Here is a 17,158-nt window from a genome sequence, read left to right on the forward strand (position 1 = left end):
CTCGCGTGAGGCCATCGCCCTCTCGATTTCGAAGTTCCCGCTGAACTCGGTCGTTACCCCTGAATCCCCTCCCCTAAAGGCCTGGATCATGAGCAAGCAACCCTCCCTGAGCTACAAGGACGCCGGTGTAGACATCGACGCCGGTGAAGCATTGGTCGAACGCATCAAGAGCGTCGCCAAGCGCACTGCGCGCCCGGAAGTCATGGGCGGCCTGGGCGGTTTCGGCGCCCTCTGCGAAATCCCGGCCGGCTACAAGCAGCCAGTACTGGTTTCCGGCACCGACGGCGTCGGCACCAAGCTGCGCCTGGCACTGAACCTGAACAAGCACGACAGCATCGGCCAGGATCTGGTCGCCATGTGCGTCAACGACCTGGTGGTGTGCGGCGCCGAGCCACTGTTCTTCCTTGACTACTACGCCACCGGCAAGCTGAACGTCGACGTTGCCGCCACTGTCGTCACCGGTATCGGTGCAGGCTGCGAACTGGCTGGCTGCTCGCTGGTCGGCGGCGAAACCGCTGAAATGCCTGGCATGTATGAAGGCGAAGACTACGACCTGGCCGGCTTCTGCGTCGGCGTCGTGGAAAAAGCCGAAATCATCGACGGCTCGAAAGTCGCCACCGGTGACGCCCTGATCGCCCTGCCATCGTCCGGCCCGCACTCCAACGGCTACTCGCTGATCCGCAAGATCATCGAAGTATCCGGCGCCGACATCGAAACCGTTCAGCTCGACGGCAAGCCGCTGACCGATCTGCTGATGGCCCCGACCCGCATCTACGTGAAGCCGCTGCTCAAGCTGATCAAGGACACCGGCGCCGTCAAGGCCATGGCCCACATCACCGGTGGCGGCCTGCTGGACAACATCCCGCGCGTCCTGCCAAAAGGCGCTCAAGCCGTGGTTGACGTAGCCAGCTGGACTCGCCCGGCCGTCTTCGACTGGCTGCAAGAGAAAGGCAACGTCGACGAAACCGAAATGCACCGCGTACTGAACTGCGGCGTGGGCATGGTGATCTGCGTGGCTCAGGAGCACGTTGAAACTGCCCTGAACACCCTGCGTGAAGCCGGCGAACAGCCTTGGGTCATCGGCCAGATCGGTGTCGCTGCCGAAGGCGCTGCCCAGGTCGAGCTGAAAAACCTCAAGGCTCACTAATGCCTAATACCTGTGATGTCGTGGTGCTGCTGTCCGGCACCGGCAGTAACTTGCAGGCCCTGATCGACAGCACGCGGACCGGCGACAGCCCGGTCCGCATCGCTGCGGTGATTTCCAACCGCGCCGACGCCTACGGCCTGCAACGCGCCAGTGACGCGGGTATCGCCACCCGCTCGCTGGATCACAAGGGTTTCGAAGGTCGCGAGGCCTTCGATACCGCCCTGATCGAACTGATCGACGAATTCAATCCGAAACTCGTGGTACTGGCCGGCTTCATGCGCATTCTCAGCGCTGACTTCGTCCGGCACTATCAGGGTCGCCTGCTCAATATCCATCCGTCGCTGCTACCCAAATACAAAGGGTTACACACTCATCAGCGCGCGCTGGAAGCCGGCGATGCCGAACACGGCTGCTCCGTGCACTTCGTCACCGAGGAACTCGATGGCGGACCACTGGTCGTACAGGCAGTAATACCGGTAGAGTTGCACGATTCGCCGCAGAGTCTGGCGCAGCGGGTTCACGTTCAGGAACACCTGATCTACCCGATGGCCGTACGCTGGTTTGCCGAAGGACGGCTGACCCTCGGCGAGCAAGGTGCTTTACTGGATGGCCAGATACTCGGGGCCAGCGGTCACTTGATTCGAAACTAGGAGATTTTATGCGTCGCGCCCTGCTCTTCGCTTGCGCTCTGCTCGCCCTGCCTTTCGCCCAGGCGGCAGACCTTCAACCGTTCTCCGCCAGCTACACAGCCGACTGGAAACAGTTGCCCATGAGCGGTACCGCCGAACGCAGCCTGACCAAGGAAGCCAACGGCGTCTGGAAGCTCAGCTTCAAGGCTTCGATGATGATCGCCAGCCTGTCCGAGGAAAGCACCCTGACCCTGGACAAGGACACCCTGCTTCCGCAGTCCTACCACTTCGAACGTGGTGGCCTGGGCAAGGCGAAAAAGGCTGATCTGGACTTCGACTGGAACAACAAACTGGTCACCGGCACCGACCGTGGCGACGCGGTCAAAGTCCCGCTGAACCGTGGCATGGTCGACAAGTCCACCTACCAGCTGGCGCTGCAGCATGATGTCGCCTCCGGCAAGAAGACCATGAGCTATCAGGTGGTCGATGGCGGCGATGTCGATACCTATGACTTCCGCGTTCTGGGTACCGAGAAAGTCGAGACCAAGGCCGGCAGGATCGACGCGATCAAGGTCGAGCGCGTGCGTGATCCGACACAAAGCAAGCGCACCACTGTCATGTGGTTCGCCAAGGATTGGGATTACCTGCTGGTTCGTCTGCAACAGGTCGAGACCGACGGCAAGGAGTACAACATCATGCTCCAGGACGGCACGGTCAACGGCAAGACAGTCAAAGGCAGCTGATTCAACGAAAAGCCCCGCAAACGCGGGGCTTTTTTTCGCCTGTCTTTCAGTGATCAAACTGAAAACTTGGCCACCATGTTGTTCAGATCCACCGCCAGCCGCGACAATTCCTGGCTTGCCGCACTGGTCTGATTGGCCCCCGCTGAGGTCTGCATCGCCAGGTCGCGGATGTTCATCAGGTTGCGATCCACTTCCCGGGCCACGGCAGCCTGCTCTTCCGAAGCGCTGGCGATCACCAGATTGCGTTCGTTGATCAAGGTGAATGCGGAAGCGATTTCCTCCAGTGCCACGCCCGCCGCTTTCGCCAGCTCCAGCGTCGAGCGCGCACGGACATTACTCTGCTGCATCGAACTGACCGCCGAATCGGTGCCCTGCTGAATACCGCCGATCATCTGCTCGATTTCCTGGGTCGACTGCTGGGTTCGATGGGCCAGCGCCCTGACCTCGTCGGCCACCACCGCGAAGCCGCGCCCGGCGTCACCGGCGCGGGCCGCTTCGATCGCCGCGTTCAACGCCAGGAGATTGGTCTGCTCGGCAATCGAACGGATCACCTCCAGCACTTTGCTGATGCTGTAGACCTTCTGCGCCAGATCCTCCACCTGCGTGGCGTTGGCGGTGACATCGTCGGCCAGCAGTTCGATGGACGACACGGTCTGCTGCACTTGCTCACGGCCATGCTGGGCGATGCGGTCCGATTCCCGTGATGCCTCGGAAGTCGCCACGGCGTTGCTGGCGACCTCTTCAACGGCGGCGGTCATCTGATTGACCGCCGTGGCGGCCTGCTCGATTTCCAGGCTCTGCTGATGCAATCCGCGCGTCGCATCTTCGGTAACGCAGCTCAGCTCCTCCGAGGCCGAAGCCAATTGGCTGGAAGACTCCGAAATCTGTCGGATGGTGTCGCGCAGGCTGTGCTGCATGCTTTTGAGCGCATGCAGCAGCCGCGCCGGCTCATCCTTGCCGATGATGCTGATATCGCCGGTCAGATCGCCGCCGGCCACCACTTCGGCGACACCCAGCGATTGCGAGAGCGGCACCACGATGCTGCGGGTCAGCAGCAGCGCCAGGCCAATGGTGATCAGCGCCGTGATGCCGATCATCACCCCGACCCAGACTCGCGAATTGATGAACACCAGTCGCGCGGCCTCGGTGGCGAGGTTGGCGTTGTGTTTGTTCAACTCGACCAGTTCTTTGAGGGTCGCGGCGATGTCGTCGGCCAGCGGGTTCATCTGGGTATTGAGAATGCTTGCCGCGTCTTCCACCTTTCCCTGAGCAGACAACGCCATCACCTGGGCCTGCAATTCCAGGTATTTGTGCTCCGCGACTTTGAAGCGATCAAACAACGCTCGCTCTTCTGGCAGCACGATCAATATGTCGTAACGTTGCTGGGCTTCGCTCAGCACACTGCGCAGCTCGTTGAGCTTGGCGACATTCTGGTCGAGGGCCTGCGGATCGCGATTGAGCAACAGACGCATGGTCAGGGCGCGCAGACGCAGCATGTCCTGACTCATTTCACCCACCGCCATCACGCTGGGCAGCCAGTTCTTGTCGACCTCGTCGGACTGGGCCCGCATGTTCGACATCTGCAGCAGGGCGAACGCCCCGAGGGCAAACACCATCAGCGCCAACAGACCGAAGCCCAGCCCGGCACGGGGGGCAATATTGAGACTGCGGATACTCATTGCTCTGGTTCCTTCCAAAAGCGCTGCATCAACCCTGCAGCTGGCTGCTTTAGAAGGTATCGGCCCGGCGAAAATTTGCGTAAGACCAAAAGGTGATATCAAAAGGCCTTAATACTTCGAACCCTCGGCATTAACGATTCAGCGACGGTTTTGCCGGACTTGAGCGCTGTTCGCCGCATGATCAACGGCAAGTTACCTGAAAACCCTGAAGCAGGTCGGCAGACGAAACACCGGCACAAGTATTCTTCGACTCACCGGCATAACCTGACGCCCTGCCGCACGCCGGCAAGAAAGTGGAACGCGCCCCTGCGGGAATGCTCTATACCTGCAAGGTCTTATTTGATCGAATGACTTTTCCTACTGCTTGCGAGGTTCACATGACCGTTACCGTCAATACCGTGTCCGCCGAAGGTTTCCGTCACACCGTACAGATCGATGAGCACGAACTGTTTACCGACGTCCCGACGACTGCCGGCGGCGAAGGCTCCGCGCCTGAACCCCATGATTATTTCGACGCCGCCCTCGGCGCCTGCAAGGCCCTGACCCTGAAACTGTACGCGAAGAAGAAAGACATCCCGCTCACAGGCGTCGGCGTAGAAGTGAAGCGCGACAACAGTCAGGAACAGAAAGGCAAATACGCCCTGCACGTGACCCTGACACTCAAAGGCGTGCTCACCGATGCCCAGCGTGAAGAACTGCTGCGCGTCGCCGATCGCTGCCCGATTCACAAACTGATGACCACCAGCGAAGTCACCATCGAAACCCACGCCCCACAAGGCTTCGACAGCCAGTAATCACCACGATGACACCGGCGGGTTATGCTCCACGCATCACCCGCCCAGCCTGGAACGCACCATGGACACCCAACCCCTGATCATCCGCCCGCGCGCCGAAGACGTCGAAGGCCAGCCGATCCTGCGTCCGCTGCCGTCAGCCAAATGCCGCAGCGTCGGGCCTTTCGTGTTTTTCGATCACATGCTTGAAACGCTTTATCCCGCAGGCAAAGGGATGAACATCCGACAGCATCCGCACATCGGTCTGTCGACCCTGACCTATCTGTTTGAAGGACAGATCCAGCACAAGGACAGCCTCGGCTCGGATCAGGTGGTCAAGGCCGGCGATGTCAGCTGGATGACCGCGGGCACGGCAATCGCTCACGTCGAGCGCACCCCCGAACCGCTATGGGAACAAAGCTTCAAGATGCACGGGCTGCAAATCTGGCTCGCCTCGCCCAAGGATCACGAACAGGGTCCCGGGCATTACAGCCATCACCCGGCGTCGACGCTGCCGGTCAGCGATAACCTCGGCGTGCAGATCCGCATGATTGCCGGGTCAGGCTTTTGCCTGGAATCGCCGGTGCCGGTGCTTTCTCCGACGCTGTATGCCGAACTGAAGATGCAGACTGCTACCACCCTGCTGATCCCCACCGAACATGAGGAGCGAGCGCTCTACGTGTTGAGCGGTGATGTGCAATTGAACGGGGAAACCGTGGAGCGCCACGATCTGGTGGTGTTGCCGGCCGGGGAAGAGATGAGCCTGTTCGCCGAGAGCGACAGTCATGCCGTGCTGTTCGGTGGCGCGCCACTGGATGGGCCACGGCGGATCAACTGGAATTTCGTCGCGAGCGATCCGGCGGTGATCGATGAGGCCCGGCGCAAATGGGCGGCCGGGGATTGGCCGACGGTGCCGGGGGAGATCGAGCGGATTGAATTGCCGCGTTAAACCGCCAGCCCTCACCCCAGCCCTCTCCCAAGGGGAGAGGGAGCCGACCGAGGTGTCTTGCGTCATACATCGACCTGAAAGACCGAGTCGATTATGGATTCGGTGATTCACTTTCAGGTCGATGCAACTCTCGAGAAACTCACGATCAGTCCCCTCTCCCTCTGGGAGAGGGTTAGGGTGAGGGGCTTTTCGCTTTTCGCTTTTCGCTTTTCAGCCGTTGAACACTTCTTCCAGCAAATCATGCATCGACTTGAAAGCGCGCTTGGCGGTTTTCGCGTCGTACATCATCTTGCCCGGCACATTGGCGTGCGGATCGGTGAACGAGTGCACCGCGCCGCCGTAGCTCAGCAACTGCCAGTCCACGCCAGCTGCGTTCATCTCGTCTTCGAATGCCGGCAGTTGCTCTTTCGGCACCAGCGGGTCGGAAGCACCGTGCAGCACCAGCACCGAACCCTTGATGTTCTTCGCGTCCGCCGGGTTCGGCGAATCCAGCGTGCCGTGGAACGACACGGCAGCCTTGACCGCTGCACCGGTACGGGCCAGATCCAGTGCACAGCAACCGCCGAAGCAGAAACCGAACACCGCCAGTTTCGAAGTATCGACTGCGGCTTCGCCCTGCTTCTGCAATTGTTCGAACGCAGCCTGCATACGCTTGCGCAGCAGTGCACGGTCATTCTTCAGCGGCATCATCGCCGCGCCCGCCTGGTCGCCATTCTGCGGACGCACCGCTTGCCCATACACGTCGGCGATCAGCACGACATAACCCTTGGCCGCCACGGATTTGGCGATTTCTTCCGCGCCAGCGCTGACGCCCATCCAGTTCGGTGCCATCAACAGGCCCGGACGCGCGCCTTTGTGCTCGGCGTCGAACGCCAATCGACCTTCATAAGGCTGGCCATCGATCTGATAGACCACGGAACGTACAGTGACTTGGCTCATTTCTGACTCCTGATGGGTTGAATACCAGAATGAAAAAACCCGCCGAAGCGGGTTTTTCTACATTTCGATCAAGCCGACAGCTCAACCAGCAGCTTGTTCAGACGGCTTACGTAAGCAGCCGGGTCTTTCAAGCTGTCACCAGCCGCCAGGGCGGCCTGGTCGAAGAGGATGTGCGACAGGTCGCCAAAACGCTCTTCGCTAGTCTCGTTGTCGAGCTTCGCGATCAGCGGGTGGCTCGGGTTGAATTCGAAGATCGGCTTCGAATCCGGCACCTTCTGCCCGCTGGCCTCGAGGATCTGACGCATTTGCAGACCCAGGTCCTGCTCGCCGATGGCCAGGATGGCCGGTGAATCGGTCAGGCGATGGGAAACGCGGACTTCGGCAACGGACTCGCCCAGCGCGGTTTTCAGACGCTCGACCAGACCTTCCTTCGACTTGGCGACTTCTTCTGCGGCCTTCTTGTCCTCTTCCGAGTCCAGGTTGCCCAGGTCCAGGTCACCGCGTGCGACGTCGACAAAGCTCTTGCCGTCGAACTCGCTCAGGTAGCTCATCAGCCACTCGTCGATGCGGTCGGTCAGCAGCAGCACTTCGATGCCTTTCTTGCGGAAGACTTCCAGGTGCGGGCTGTTCTTGACCTGCGCGTAGGTTTCGCCGGTGAGGTAGTAGATCTTGTCCTGACCTTCCTTGGCGCGGGCCAGGTAGTCGGCCAGACCGACGATCTGCTCGCCGTCGCCTTCGGTGGTCGATGCGAAACGCAGCAGACCGGCAATTTTTTCCTTGTTGGCGAAATCTTCTGCCGGACCTTCTTTCATGACCTGACCGAAGTTTTTCCAGAAGCCCTTGTATTGCTCAGGCTCGTTCTTCGCCAGTTTTTCCAGCATGTCCAGCACACGCTTGGTCAGCGCCGACTTCATCGAGTCGATGATCGGGTCTTTCTGCAGGATTTCCCGCGACACGTTCAGCGACAGGTCGTTGGAGTCGACCACGCCCTTGATGAAGCGCAGGTACAGCGGCAGGAACGATTCGGCCTGATCCATCACGAACACGCGCTGGACGTACAGCTTCAGGCCTTTCGGCGCTTCACGCTGGTACAGATCGAACGGGGCACGGGCCGGCACGTACAGCAGCGAGCTGTACTCGAGCTTGCCTTCGACCTTGTTATGGCTCCACGACAGCGGATTTTCGAAGTCGTGGGCGATGTGTTTGTAGAACTCCTGGTATTCCTCATCCTTCACTTCGGTGCGAGGACGGGTCCACAGGGCGCTGGCGCGGTTGACGGTTTCCCACTCAACTTCCGGCTTCTCTTCGCCTTCGGCAGCGGCCACTTCTTTTGGCAGCTCGATCGGCAACGCGATGTGGTCGGAGTACTTCTTGATGATGTTGCGCAGACGCCAGCCATCGGCGAACTCGTCTTCACCGGATTTCAGGTGCAGGACGATGCGGGTGCCGCGCTCTGGTTTGTCGATGGTGGCGACTTCGAATTCGCCCTCGCCTTTCGACGACCAGTGCACACCCTCGCTGGAAGCGGAGCCGGCGCGACGGCTGTATACGTCAACCTGGTCGGCAACGATGAACGCGGAATAGAAACCCACGCCGAACTGACCGATCAGGTGCGAGTCCTTCTTCTGGTCGCCCGACAGGTTTTTCATGAAATCGGCGGTGCCGGATTTGGCGATGGTACCCAGGTGGGTGATCACATCGTCGCGGTTCATGCCGATGCCGTTGTCTTCGAGGGTGACGGTCTTGGCGTCCTTGTCGAAGCTCACACGGATTTTCAGTTCAGCGCCACCTTCGAGCAACTCAGGCTTGGCCAGGGCTTCGAAGCGCAATTTGTCGACGGCGTCGGAGGCGTTCGAGATCAATTCGCGAAGGAAGATTTCCTTGTTGGAATACAGCGAATGGATCATGAGGTGCAGCAGTTGCTTCACCTCGGTCTGGAAGCCCAGGGTTTCCTTTTGAGTTTCCACACTCATGGTCATCAAACTCCAATCAGATGGCATTGGCCGCGACCCAGATGGTCTGCGGCGGGTTGTTCACTGAGTTGGGGGCGGCGTTCAGGATTTCAAGGGCTCGTCGATTTTGAAGTGGGCGCGGGCAGTGGCAATCGGTTCACTTTCGGTGCTTTGCCAGGCCGTGACCGCGACGTTGGCCACCCGCCGTCCCTGACGGCAGACCTGACACCGGGCCCAGGTATCGCGGAACTGCCCGGCCCGCAGGTAATCGAGGGAAAAATCGATGATTTTCGGCACACCGGGCGCACCGGTGAAAATCAGCAGATGCAGGGCGGCAGACAGCTCCATGAACCCGGCGATCACTCCGCCGTGGATCGCCGGCAATAAAGGGTTACCAATGTTGTCCTTGTTCGCCGGCAGCTTGAACAGCAGGTCATCCCCGACTCGAGCGCACTCGACACCGATCAGTCCGGCATAGGGGATCAACGCCAGCAGCGGCGCGTAGTCACCCTTCTCGTGGGCTTCTTGCAGTTGCTGCTTGAAATCATCGCTCATGGGTTTTCTCCCTTGATCGCACCACCAAAGCCCTTGGTACCTTTGAGTCCCTTGCCCATGCGCATGAAAGTGCCCACGACATGGGCAATGGGATGTTCGGGATCGTCCTGATAAGCGAAGCCCCGGGCGAAGATCACGTCGGTGGTGACCCGGTAGCACTGGGCGAAACCGTAGACGTCTTTGTGCGGTTCGGCGGCGTGCATATAGTCGATGCGTAAATCCAGGGTCGGGCAGACTTCGAATTCCGGCAAAACACACAAGGTAGCCATGCCGCACGCGGTGTCCATCAGCGACGTGATCGCCCCGCCGTGGACCACGCCGGTCAGCGGGTTGCCAACGATTTGTGCGCTGTAGGGCAAGACCACCGTCAGGCCTTCGCTGCTGGCGCTGTGCACTTTCAAACCCAGCACCTGGCAGTGGCGCAGAGCCGAGAGAAAGCGTGTCGCACGCTCAAAAACAGGGTTTTCGGCCATTTGATCATTACTCTTGTTAGTCACTATTCCCGGTAGTGGAAAGAACAGCAAAAGTTCCATTGCAAAACAAACTTATATATCTGTGAGAAATGAGGAACTTAACCCTTGGGGCTGCGCTCTTAAGGCCAGTAGTTATTTTCCATAAGGAGAAACACCCCATGCGTAAGACTTTAGCTATTGCCTTGATGTTGACCGCTTCCCTCGGTCTCGCTGCCTGCGATAAAAAATCCGAGGACAAAGCTCAAGATGCCAACCAACATGCTGAACAAGCTCAGCAGAAAATGAATGAAGCTCAGGATAAAGTGAACGACGCGGCGAAAGAAAACGCCGAAGCCGCCAAAGATCAGGCCGAATCGAACGCTGCAGCTGCAGATGAAGCTGCCAAGAAGCAATAAGCCGCTTCTCGATGGCAAAAAAGAAAACCCGCCAAGTGCGGGTTTTCTTTTGCCTGTCATTTTTTGGTAATGCCTTGTTAGAGCAATGCGGTTTTAAAAGTCGGACTAATCATCAGCAACAATGAACACACTAAGCCGACCAGCCACACCAGACTGCGCAGCTTGGGAATATCGGCCAGGTAAAACCACAAGTAGAGAATCCGTGCGATCACAAAGATGATCGCCAGCGTATCGATCAACCATCCCGCCGTTTGCGTGGTATGCGCCATCAGCACACCCACCGCAAACAGGATGAACGCTTCAATGCTGTTCTGATGTGCCGCCAGTGCCCGGGCGCCGTAGCCAGTGAGTTGCGCCTGTTGCTGACGCGGCAGGTGATTGTCGTAACCACCCTGCTCTTTCATGGCCTTGCCCACGGGCATGCGCGCCACGTAAATCAACAACGCACTGATAAACACACACCAGAACGGAATACTCATCAAGCAGCCTCTTTGATCGTTTCGGGCAACGGCGCCTCTGTAGGGGTATAGACCATTACATCGAGCACGTCGGAATGAAACTCGCGTCGATACAACACCAGCACCACCCCCGCACTCATCAGCATGAACAGCCACGGGCTGACGAACCACGCCAGCATGCTCATGCCGAAGTAATAGGAGCGCAGACCGAAGTTGAACTGGTTCGCTGCCATCGAAATCACCCGCGCCGCCCGGGAAGCGAACGCCTTGCGCTCCTGCTCGGACACCTGACGCTCACCGATCATCGGCGCCGAGCCCACCAGAACCGCCGCAAAGTTGTACTGGCGCATGCACCAGCTGAAGGTGAAGAAGGCATAGACAAACACCAGCGCCAGGCACAGCAACTTGATCTCCGACATGCCTTGGGAGGCCTGCTGCACCATCGGGATGTCCGCCAGCAACGATACCGCACGCTCCGAAGCACCGAGCACAGTCAGGATGCCGGCCAGGATGATCAGTGTGCTGGAAGCGAAGAACGAGGCGTTGCGCTCGAGGTTGCCGATCACGCTGGCATCGGCAATGCGGTTGTCACGCAGCAGCATGCGGCGCATCCAGTCTTCACGGTACAGGTGCAACACGCTGGCCAGGCACGCGGTGTCACGGGCCTTCCAGGTGGCATAACGGGTGTAACCGCCCCAGCAGATGACGAACCAGAGCGCGGCAAGCAGGTGGATCAGGTTGGCTTGGATGAACGACATGCAAATTCCTGTGTGGAAGATTTCGGCTCCCCTTCGACGTTAGCCGAAAGGAAAAGACACTGCCTGACGCCCATAAAAAATGCCCCGTATCGATTGATACGGGGCATTTCTGTTTAATCGCTCAAGCCCGCTTGTGACGGGCCGGCAATCTTAAGCCAGGGCTTCGGCACGCTTGCCCAGCAGGCGGTCACAAACCACCGCGACCACCAGGGTCATCACGCATGGCACCAGCCACGCCAGGCCCTGCTCGCTCAGCGGCAGGTGGGACAGTTGCGATGGCATCCAGTCGGCCAGACCGGCGCCTTTCAACGCATCGATGGTGCCGAACACGAACGACACCAGCATCACCGGACCCATGATGCGGCTCTGCTCATGCCAGAACGCGGCACAGAAGCTCAGGGCCACCAGCACGATGCACGGCGGGTAGATCGCGGTCAGCACCGGGATCGAGAACGCGATCAGCTTGGTCAGGCCCAGGTTGGACACCAGCAGCGAAAACGCCGCAAGGATGATGACCAGAGTCTTGTAGGACAGCGGCACGATGCGGCTGAAGTATTCGGCGCAGGCACAGGTCAGGCCGACCGCCGTCACCAGACAAGCCAATGAGATCAGCACCGCGAGGAAACCGCTGCCCAGCGAACCGAAGGTATGTTGCACGTAAGCGTGCAGCACCGCCGCGCCGTTGGTAGCGCCAGCGGCCACTTCATGGCTGCCGGAACCCAGACGGAACAGGCTGACGTACACCAGCGCCAGACCGACGCCGGCGATCAGCCCGGCGATGATCGCGTAACGGGTGATCAGCGCCGGCGACTCAACGCCACGGGAACGGATCGCGTTGACGATGACGATACCGAACACCAGGGCGCCCAGAGTATCCATGGTCAGATAACCATTGATGAAGCCTTGGGAGAACGGTGCAGCGACGTATTCCGGAGTGGCCACGCCGATGTCACCGGCCGGCAGCGCGAACGCGGCAATGCCGAGTACCGCCAGGGCGATGATCTTCAGCGGCGCGAGGAAACGCCCTACGGTATCCAGCAGACGGCCCGGATAAAGCGAGATGAAGAACACCAGCAGGAAATACACCGAGCTGTAGAGGAACAGCGCCAGCGGGCTTTCGCCGGTCAGCGGCGCCAGACCCACTTCAAAGGACACGGTCGCGGTACGCGGCGTGGCGAACAACGGGCCGACCGCCAGGTAGCACGCGGCTGCCAGCACACCACCGGCGATCTTGCCGATCGGCGTACTCAAGGCATCCATCGCCCCGCCGACCTTGGCCAGCGCGACAACGGTGATCACCGGCAGACCGACCGCCGTGATCAGGAAGCCCAGCGCCGCCATCCAGACGTTTGGCCCGGACTGCAAACCGACGATAGGCGGGAAGATGATGTTGCCGGCCCCGACGAACAGGGCGAATGTCATAAAGCCAAGTGCCAGGATGTCCTGACCTTTCAAAACTTTCATTAAGGAAATACCACACTACTGAATCGGAATTTAGAGGGGGATTTCCCTGTGGGGTTAGGGAAATGCTGTCAATCCGTATAAGACTGACCCGTTTAGCGCGTTGCATGCCTTGTGGGCGGCAGACGCAAAAATGGCTGCTAGCCTAACGAATTTGTCTGACAAACGCACTGTTTGAGGGCGAACTATCCGATACGCGACGTGTCTGTGTCGCGTTTTTGCATGTAATTGGGCAGGTGCCTATAAATCGCCATCGTCAAACCGAACCTCAGAAACGACAAAGGCCACCCGAAGGTGGCCTTTGTTGCTGGAGCTAAAAAGTCAGCCGAAGCTTACTTCTTCACTTCCCAGCCAGTCAGCTCGGCCAGGGCCTTGCCGATGTCTGCCAGCGAACGCACGGTTTTCACGCCTGCGTCTTGCAGAGCAGCGAACTTCTCGTCTGCAGTGCCTTTGCCGCCGGAGATGATTGCGCCAGCATGGCCCATGCGCTTGCCCGGAGGAGCAGTCACACCAGCGATGTAGGAAACAACCGGCTTGGTCACGTTGGCCTTGATGTAGGCAGCCGCTTCTTCTTCAGCCGAACCGCCGATCTCGCCGATCATTACGATCGCTTCGGTCTTCGGGTCTTCCTGGAACAGTTTCAGGATGTCGATGAAGTTCGAACCCGGGATCGGGTCACCGCCGATGCCGACGCAAGTCGACTGACCGAAACCGGCGTCAGTGGTCTGCTTCACAGCTTCGTAGGTCAGGGTGCCGGAACGGGAAACGATACCGACCTTGCCTGGCAAGTGGATGTGACCTGGCATGATGCCGATCTTGCACTCGCCCGGAGTGATCACGCCTGGGCAGTTAGGGCCGATCAGGGTGACACCCAGCTCGTCGCACTTAACTTTCGCGTCCAGCATGTCCAGGGTAGGAATGCCTTCGGTGATGCAGACGATCAGCTTGATGCCGCCGAATGCCGCTTCCAGGATCGAGTCCTTGCAGAAAGGAGCCGGAACGTAGATCACGCTGGCGGTGGCGCCAGTGGCTTCTACGGCTTCTTTCACGGTGTTGAACACAGGCAGGTTCAGGTGAGTGGTGCCACCCTTGCCTGGAGTCACGCCGCCAACCATTTTGGTGCCGTAGGCAATGGCTTGTTCGGAGTGGAAAGTACCCTGCGCGCCGGTGAAGCCCTGGCAGATTACTTTGGTGTCTTTATTGATCAGGACGCTCATTACTTGCCCTCCGCAGCTTTAACGACTTGTTGAGCAGCGTCGGTCAGGCTGGTAGCAGCGATGATGTTCAAACCGCTTTCTGCCAGTACTTTAGCGCCCAGTTCAGCGTTGTTGCCTTCAAGACGAACAACAACCGGGATTTTCACGCCGACTTCTTTCACTGCACCGATGATGCCTTCGGCAATCATGTCGCAACGAACGATGCCGCCGAAGATGTTAACCAGTACTGCAGCGACATTGCTGTCGGACAGAATGATCTTGAAAGCTTCGGTAACGCGTTCTTTGGTAGCACCACCACCTACGTCGAGGAAGTTGGCTGGCTTGCCGCCGTGCAGGTTGACGATGTCCATGGTACCCATGGCCAGGCCGGCACCGTTCACCATGCAGCCGATGTTGCCTTCCAGCGCCACGTAGTTCAGTTCGAACTTGGCAGCGTGCGCTTCGCGCGGATCGTCCTGGGACGGATCGTGGAAAGTCTTCAGCTTAGGCTGACGGTACATTGCGTTGGCGTCGATGTTGATCTTGGCGTCCAGGCAGTGCAGATCGCCGTCAGCCTTGATCACCAGCGGGTTCACTTCCAGCAGAGCCAGGTCGTGATCCTTGAACAGCTTGGCCAGACCTACGAAGATCTTGGCGAACTGAGCAACCTGCTTGCCTTCCAGACCCAGCTGGAATGCCAGCTCGCGACCCTGGAACGGCTGAGCGCCAACCAGTGGATCGATAGTGGCTTTCAGAATTTTTTCTGGAGTGTCGTGAGCGATTTTCTCGATGTCCACGCCACCTTCGGTGGAAGCCATGAACACGATGCGACGGCTCGAACGGTCAACGACAGCGCCCAGGTACAGCTCTTTAGCGATATCAGTGCACGATTCAACCAGGATCTTGGTGACTGGCTGGCCATTGGCATCAGTCTGGTAAGTCACCAGACGCTTGCCCAGCCACTGCTGTGCGAAGGCTTTGGCGTCTTCTTTGCTGCGAACCAGCTTGACGCCGCCCGCTTTACCGCGACCACCGGCGTGAACCTGGGCTTTGACAACCCACTCGTTGCCGCCGATTTTGTCGCAAGCTTCTGCTGCTGCTTCCGGGGTGTCTACTGCGAAACCAGTGGAAACTGGCAGGCCGTATTCAGCGAACAGCTGCTTACCCTGATACTCGTGAAGATTCATGCTTTTTACCGTCTTCGTTAGGTACTGCGCATTCGGCGCTGCGCTCTTGATGAGTGCCGCGCCACCTGTGACTGCTGCTTGCGTAGCCTTTCCGGATACCCGGTGCAGCTACGCAAGGCTGCGTCCAGCGGACATTCCGCGGTGAGTCTTGCACGCAAGGCTCACGACGGGCCGACACCGCCGTGGTTTCTTATTGTCTCTTTCGGACATGTGAAAGCTGCTGCGCTAGGAAATACTGCGTTAAAAACAGGTTCGAAATGCTCATTGACTGACGTCAACTCCGCTTTCTCACCTGTTTTTGCCTTGTCTTTCCGTCGCTCGCTACGCTTTCACAAAGCCCTCAACGCTTCTTGCGGTTGGCAATGTGGATGGCGCCGCCATTCACTGCCAGAGCTGCTTCGTGCAAGGCTTCGGACAGGGTCGGATGGGAGAAAACCATCATGCCCAGGTCTTCAGCGCTGGTGCCGAATTCCATACCGATCGCGCCCTGCTGAACCAGTTCTGCAGCGCTCGGGCCAATCACGTGCACGCCCAATACGCGGTCAGTCTTGGCATCGGCGATGACCTTGACGAAACCACCGGTATCGTTGGCGGCCATGGCACGGCCGGATGCTGCGAACGGGAAGGTGCCGACGTTAACTTCAACGCCTTCAGCTTTCAAGGCCTGCTCGGTTTTACCAACCCATGCGATTTCCGGGTGAGTATAAATAACCGAAGGGATCAGGTCATAGTTCATCTGGGCCTTGTGGCCCTTGATGCGCTCGACAACCATGATGCCCTCTTCCGAGGCTTTGTGAGCCAGCATCATGCCGCGAACCACGTCACCGATGGCGTAGACGCCCGGTACGGTAGTGGCGCAGTGATCGTCAACGTGCACGAAACCGCGCTCGTCCAGGGTCACGCCGCTGTCGGCAGCCAGCAGATCAGTGGTCACCGGACGGCGACCAACGGCTACGATCAGCTTGTCGAAAGTGATGGTCTGTTCGCCGTTGGCATCGGTGTAGTTCACAACGACTTCGTCGCCGTTCACTTTCGAACCGGTTACGCGAGCGCCCAGTTTGATGTCCAGACCCTGTTTGGTCAGGGTTTTCAGCGCTTCCTTGGAAACAGCGGTGTCCGCTGCCATCAGGAAGGTGTCCAGGGCTTCCAGGACAACTACTTCCGAACCCAGACGCGACCATACCGAACCCAGTTCCAGACCGATCACGCCAGCGCCGATCACGCCCAGACGCTTAGGTACGGCCTGGAATTCCAGGGCGCCAGTCGAATCGACGATGACTTTCTGATCAACCGGAGCCGGTGGAATGTCGATCGGACGCGAACCTGGAGCCAGGATCACGTTTTCGGCTTCGATGACTTCAACCGAGCCGTCCGGCTTGGTGACTTCGACTTTCTTGCCGGCCAGCAGTTTGCCGTGGCCCTGGATCGAAGTAACGCCGTTGGCCTTGAACAGGGTGGCAACGCCGCCGGTCAGGTTCTTGACGATGCCAGCCTTGCGGCCAACCATCGCAGCGACGTCCATTTTGACTTCGCCGGTCGAGATACCGTGAACGTTGAAGCTTTCTTTGGCTTCCTTGTATTTCCAGGAGCTGTCCAGCAGCGCCTTGGACGGAATGCAGCCTACGTTCAGGCAGGTGCCGCCCAGGGCTTGCTTGCCTTCAGCATCGGTGTACTTCTCGATGCAGGCAGTGCTCAGACCGAGTTGCGCGGCCTTGATGGCAGCTACGTAGCCGCCAGGGCCCGCACCGATCACTACTACGTCAAATTTCTGCGACATTCAAAAAATCCTCTTTAGCGAAAAGCTTCAAGCCGCAAGCTGCAAGCCAGACTGCCGTTTCCGGCAGCCTGAAACCTGCAGCTCATG

At 59.0% G+C, this 17,158-nt stretch carries 17 protein-coding genes; 6 read left to right on the forward strand and 11 right to left on the reverse strand.

Translation table 11 applies throughout. The annotated features are described in order from the left end of the window. Positions 1 to 88 precede the first annotated feature (88 nt). The 3 genes from purM to OQ248_RS02140 are packed head-to-tail and all read left to right on the forward strand — an operon-like array spanning position 89 to position 2,519. Entirely contained in the window at positions 89 to 1,147 is a 1,059-nt protein-coding gene (gene purM / locus OQ248_RS02130) for a phosphoribosylformylglycinamidine cyclo-ligase (protein WP_248737914.1), read from the forward strand. Beyond that, positions 1,147 to 1,797 carry a phosphoribosylglycinamide formyltransferase gene (gene purN / locus OQ248_RS02135; RefSeq protein ID WP_134825925.1) on the forward strand — a complete coding sequence of 217 codons (651 nt, stop codon included), beginning with the start codon at positions 1,147 to 1,149 and terminating at the stop codon, positions 1,795 to 1,797. Before purM ends, purN begins: the two co-directional genes overlap by 1 nt. Before the next feature lie 8 nt (positions 1,798 to 1,805). Continuing rightward, on the forward strand, positions 1,806 to 2,519 hold the full coding sequence (locus OQ248_RS02140) for a DUF3108 domain-containing protein (RefSeq protein ID WP_265811915.1): 714 nt from the start codon (positions 1,806 to 1,808) through the stop codon (positions 2,517 to 2,519). A gap of 53 nt (positions 2,520 to 2,572) precedes the next feature. Here the strand turns inward: OQ248_RS02140 and OQ248_RS02145 are convergent, their stop codons facing one another. Beyond that, positions 2,573 to 4,198, reverse strand: coding sequence for a methyl-accepting chemotaxis protein (locus OQ248_RS02145; protein ID WP_085710562.1), 1,626 nt, complete (start codon positions 4,196 to 4,198; stop codon positions 2,573 to 2,575). A 377-nt stretch (positions 4,199 to 4,575) separates the two neighbouring features. On the opposite strand from OQ248_RS02145, the gene OQ248_RS02150 reads away from it, so the two are divergent. Further along, positions 4,576 to 4,992 carry an OsmC family protein gene (locus OQ248_RS02150; protein WP_065260454.1) on the forward strand — a complete coding sequence of 139 codons (417 nt, stop codon included), beginning with the start codon at positions 4,576 to 4,578 and terminating at the stop codon, positions 4,990 to 4,992. Between the two features lie 61 nt (positions 4,993 to 5,053). Then, entirely contained in the window at positions 5,054 to 5,920 is an 867-nt protein-coding gene (locus OQ248_RS02155; protein WP_265811916.1) for a pirin family protein, read from the forward strand. Between the two features lie 210 nt (positions 5,921 to 6,130). Here the strand turns inward: OQ248_RS02155 and OQ248_RS02160 are convergent, their stop codons facing one another. The 4 genes from OQ248_RS02160 to OQ248_RS02175 all read right to left on the reverse strand — a co-directional run bounded on the left by OQ248_RS02160 (position 6,131) and on the right by OQ248_RS02175 (position 9,839). Beyond that, the gene (locus OQ248_RS02160; RefSeq protein WP_192553116.1) at positions 6,131 to 6,859 is read right to left on the reverse strand and encodes a dienelactone hydrolase family protein; all 729 of its coding nucleotides are present in this window, start codon (positions 6,857 to 6,859) and stop codon (positions 6,131 to 6,133) included. A 68-nt stretch (positions 6,860 to 6,927) separates the two neighbouring features. Further along, a complete protein-coding gene (gene htpG, locus OQ248_RS02165; protein WP_265811917.1) occupies positions 6,928 to 8,832 on the reverse strand; it encodes a molecular chaperone HtpG in 1,905 nt (634 codons plus the stop codon). A gap of 81 nt (positions 8,833 to 8,913) precedes the next feature. Further along, entirely contained in the window at positions 8,914 to 9,366 is a 453-nt protein-coding gene (locus OQ248_RS02170; RefSeq protein WP_085710558.1) for a PaaI family thioesterase, read from the reverse strand. Beyond that, on the reverse strand, positions 9,363 to 9,839 hold the full coding sequence (locus tag OQ248_RS02175; RefSeq protein WP_085732282.1) for a PaaI family thioesterase: 477 nt from the start codon (positions 9,837 to 9,839) through the stop codon (positions 9,363 to 9,365). Before OQ248_RS02175 ends, OQ248_RS02170 begins: the two co-directional genes overlap by 4 nt. Positions 9,840 to 9,997: 158 nt before the next feature. On the opposite strand from OQ248_RS02175, the gene OQ248_RS02180 reads away from it, so the two are divergent. Further along, positions 9,998 to 10,234, forward strand: a complete 237-nt coding sequence (locus tag OQ248_RS02180; RefSeq protein ID WP_085682944.1) for a hypothetical protein — start codon at positions 9,998 to 10,000, stop codon at positions 10,232 to 10,234. Between the two features lie 77 nt (positions 10,235 to 10,311). Here the strand turns inward: OQ248_RS02180 and OQ248_RS02185 are convergent, their stop codons facing one another. From OQ248_RS02185 to lpdA, 6 genes are all read right to left on the reverse strand, one after another. After that, a complete protein-coding gene (locus tag OQ248_RS02185; RefSeq protein WP_265811918.1) occupies positions 10,312 to 10,713 on the reverse strand; it encodes an MAPEG family protein in 402 nt (133 codons plus the stop codon). Then, positions 10,713 to 11,450: a DUF599 family protein gene (locus tag OQ248_RS02190; RefSeq protein WP_085710553.1), complete on the reverse strand. Its 738-nt coding sequence runs from the start codon at positions 11,448 to 11,450 to the stop codon at positions 10,713 to 10,715. The genes OQ248_RS02185 and OQ248_RS02190 overlap by 1 nt, the downstream gene beginning before the upstream one ends. A 150-nt stretch (positions 11,451 to 11,600) precedes the next feature. Then, positions 11,601 to 12,914 carry a branched-chain amino acid transport system II carrier protein gene (gene brnQ, locus OQ248_RS02195; protein WP_085710552.1) on the reverse strand — a complete coding sequence of 438 codons (1,314 nt, stop codon included), beginning with the start codon at positions 12,912 to 12,914 and terminating at the stop codon, positions 11,601 to 11,603. Between the two features lie 329 nt (positions 12,915 to 13,243). After that, positions 13,244 to 14,128 carry a succinate--CoA ligase subunit alpha gene (gene sucD, locus OQ248_RS02200; protein WP_011333119.1) on the reverse strand — a complete coding sequence of 295 codons (885 nt, stop codon included), beginning with the start codon at positions 14,126 to 14,128 and terminating at the stop codon, positions 13,244 to 13,246. Continuing rightward, a complete protein-coding gene (gene sucC / locus OQ248_RS02205) occupies positions 14,128 to 15,294 on the reverse strand; it encodes an ADP-forming succinate--CoA ligase subunit beta (RefSeq protein ID WP_007959029.1) in 1,167 nt (388 codons plus the stop codon). The genes sucD and sucC overlap by 1 nt, the downstream gene beginning before the upstream one ends. A 340-nt stretch (positions 15,295 to 15,634) precedes the next feature. Next, complete coding sequence (lpdA, locus tag OQ248_RS02210) at positions 15,635 to 17,071, reverse strand: dihydrolipoyl dehydrogenase (protein WP_265811919.1); 1,437 nt, start codon at positions 17,069 to 17,071, stop codon at positions 15,635 to 15,637. Between the last annotated feature and the right edge of the window lie 87 nt (positions 17,072 to 17,158).

The organism is Pseudomonas sp. COW5, assembly GCF_026240005.1.
Taxonomy (GTDB): Bacteria; Pseudomonadota; Gammaproteobacteria; order Pseudomonadales; family Pseudomonadaceae; genus Aquipseudomonas; species Aquipseudomonas kribbensis.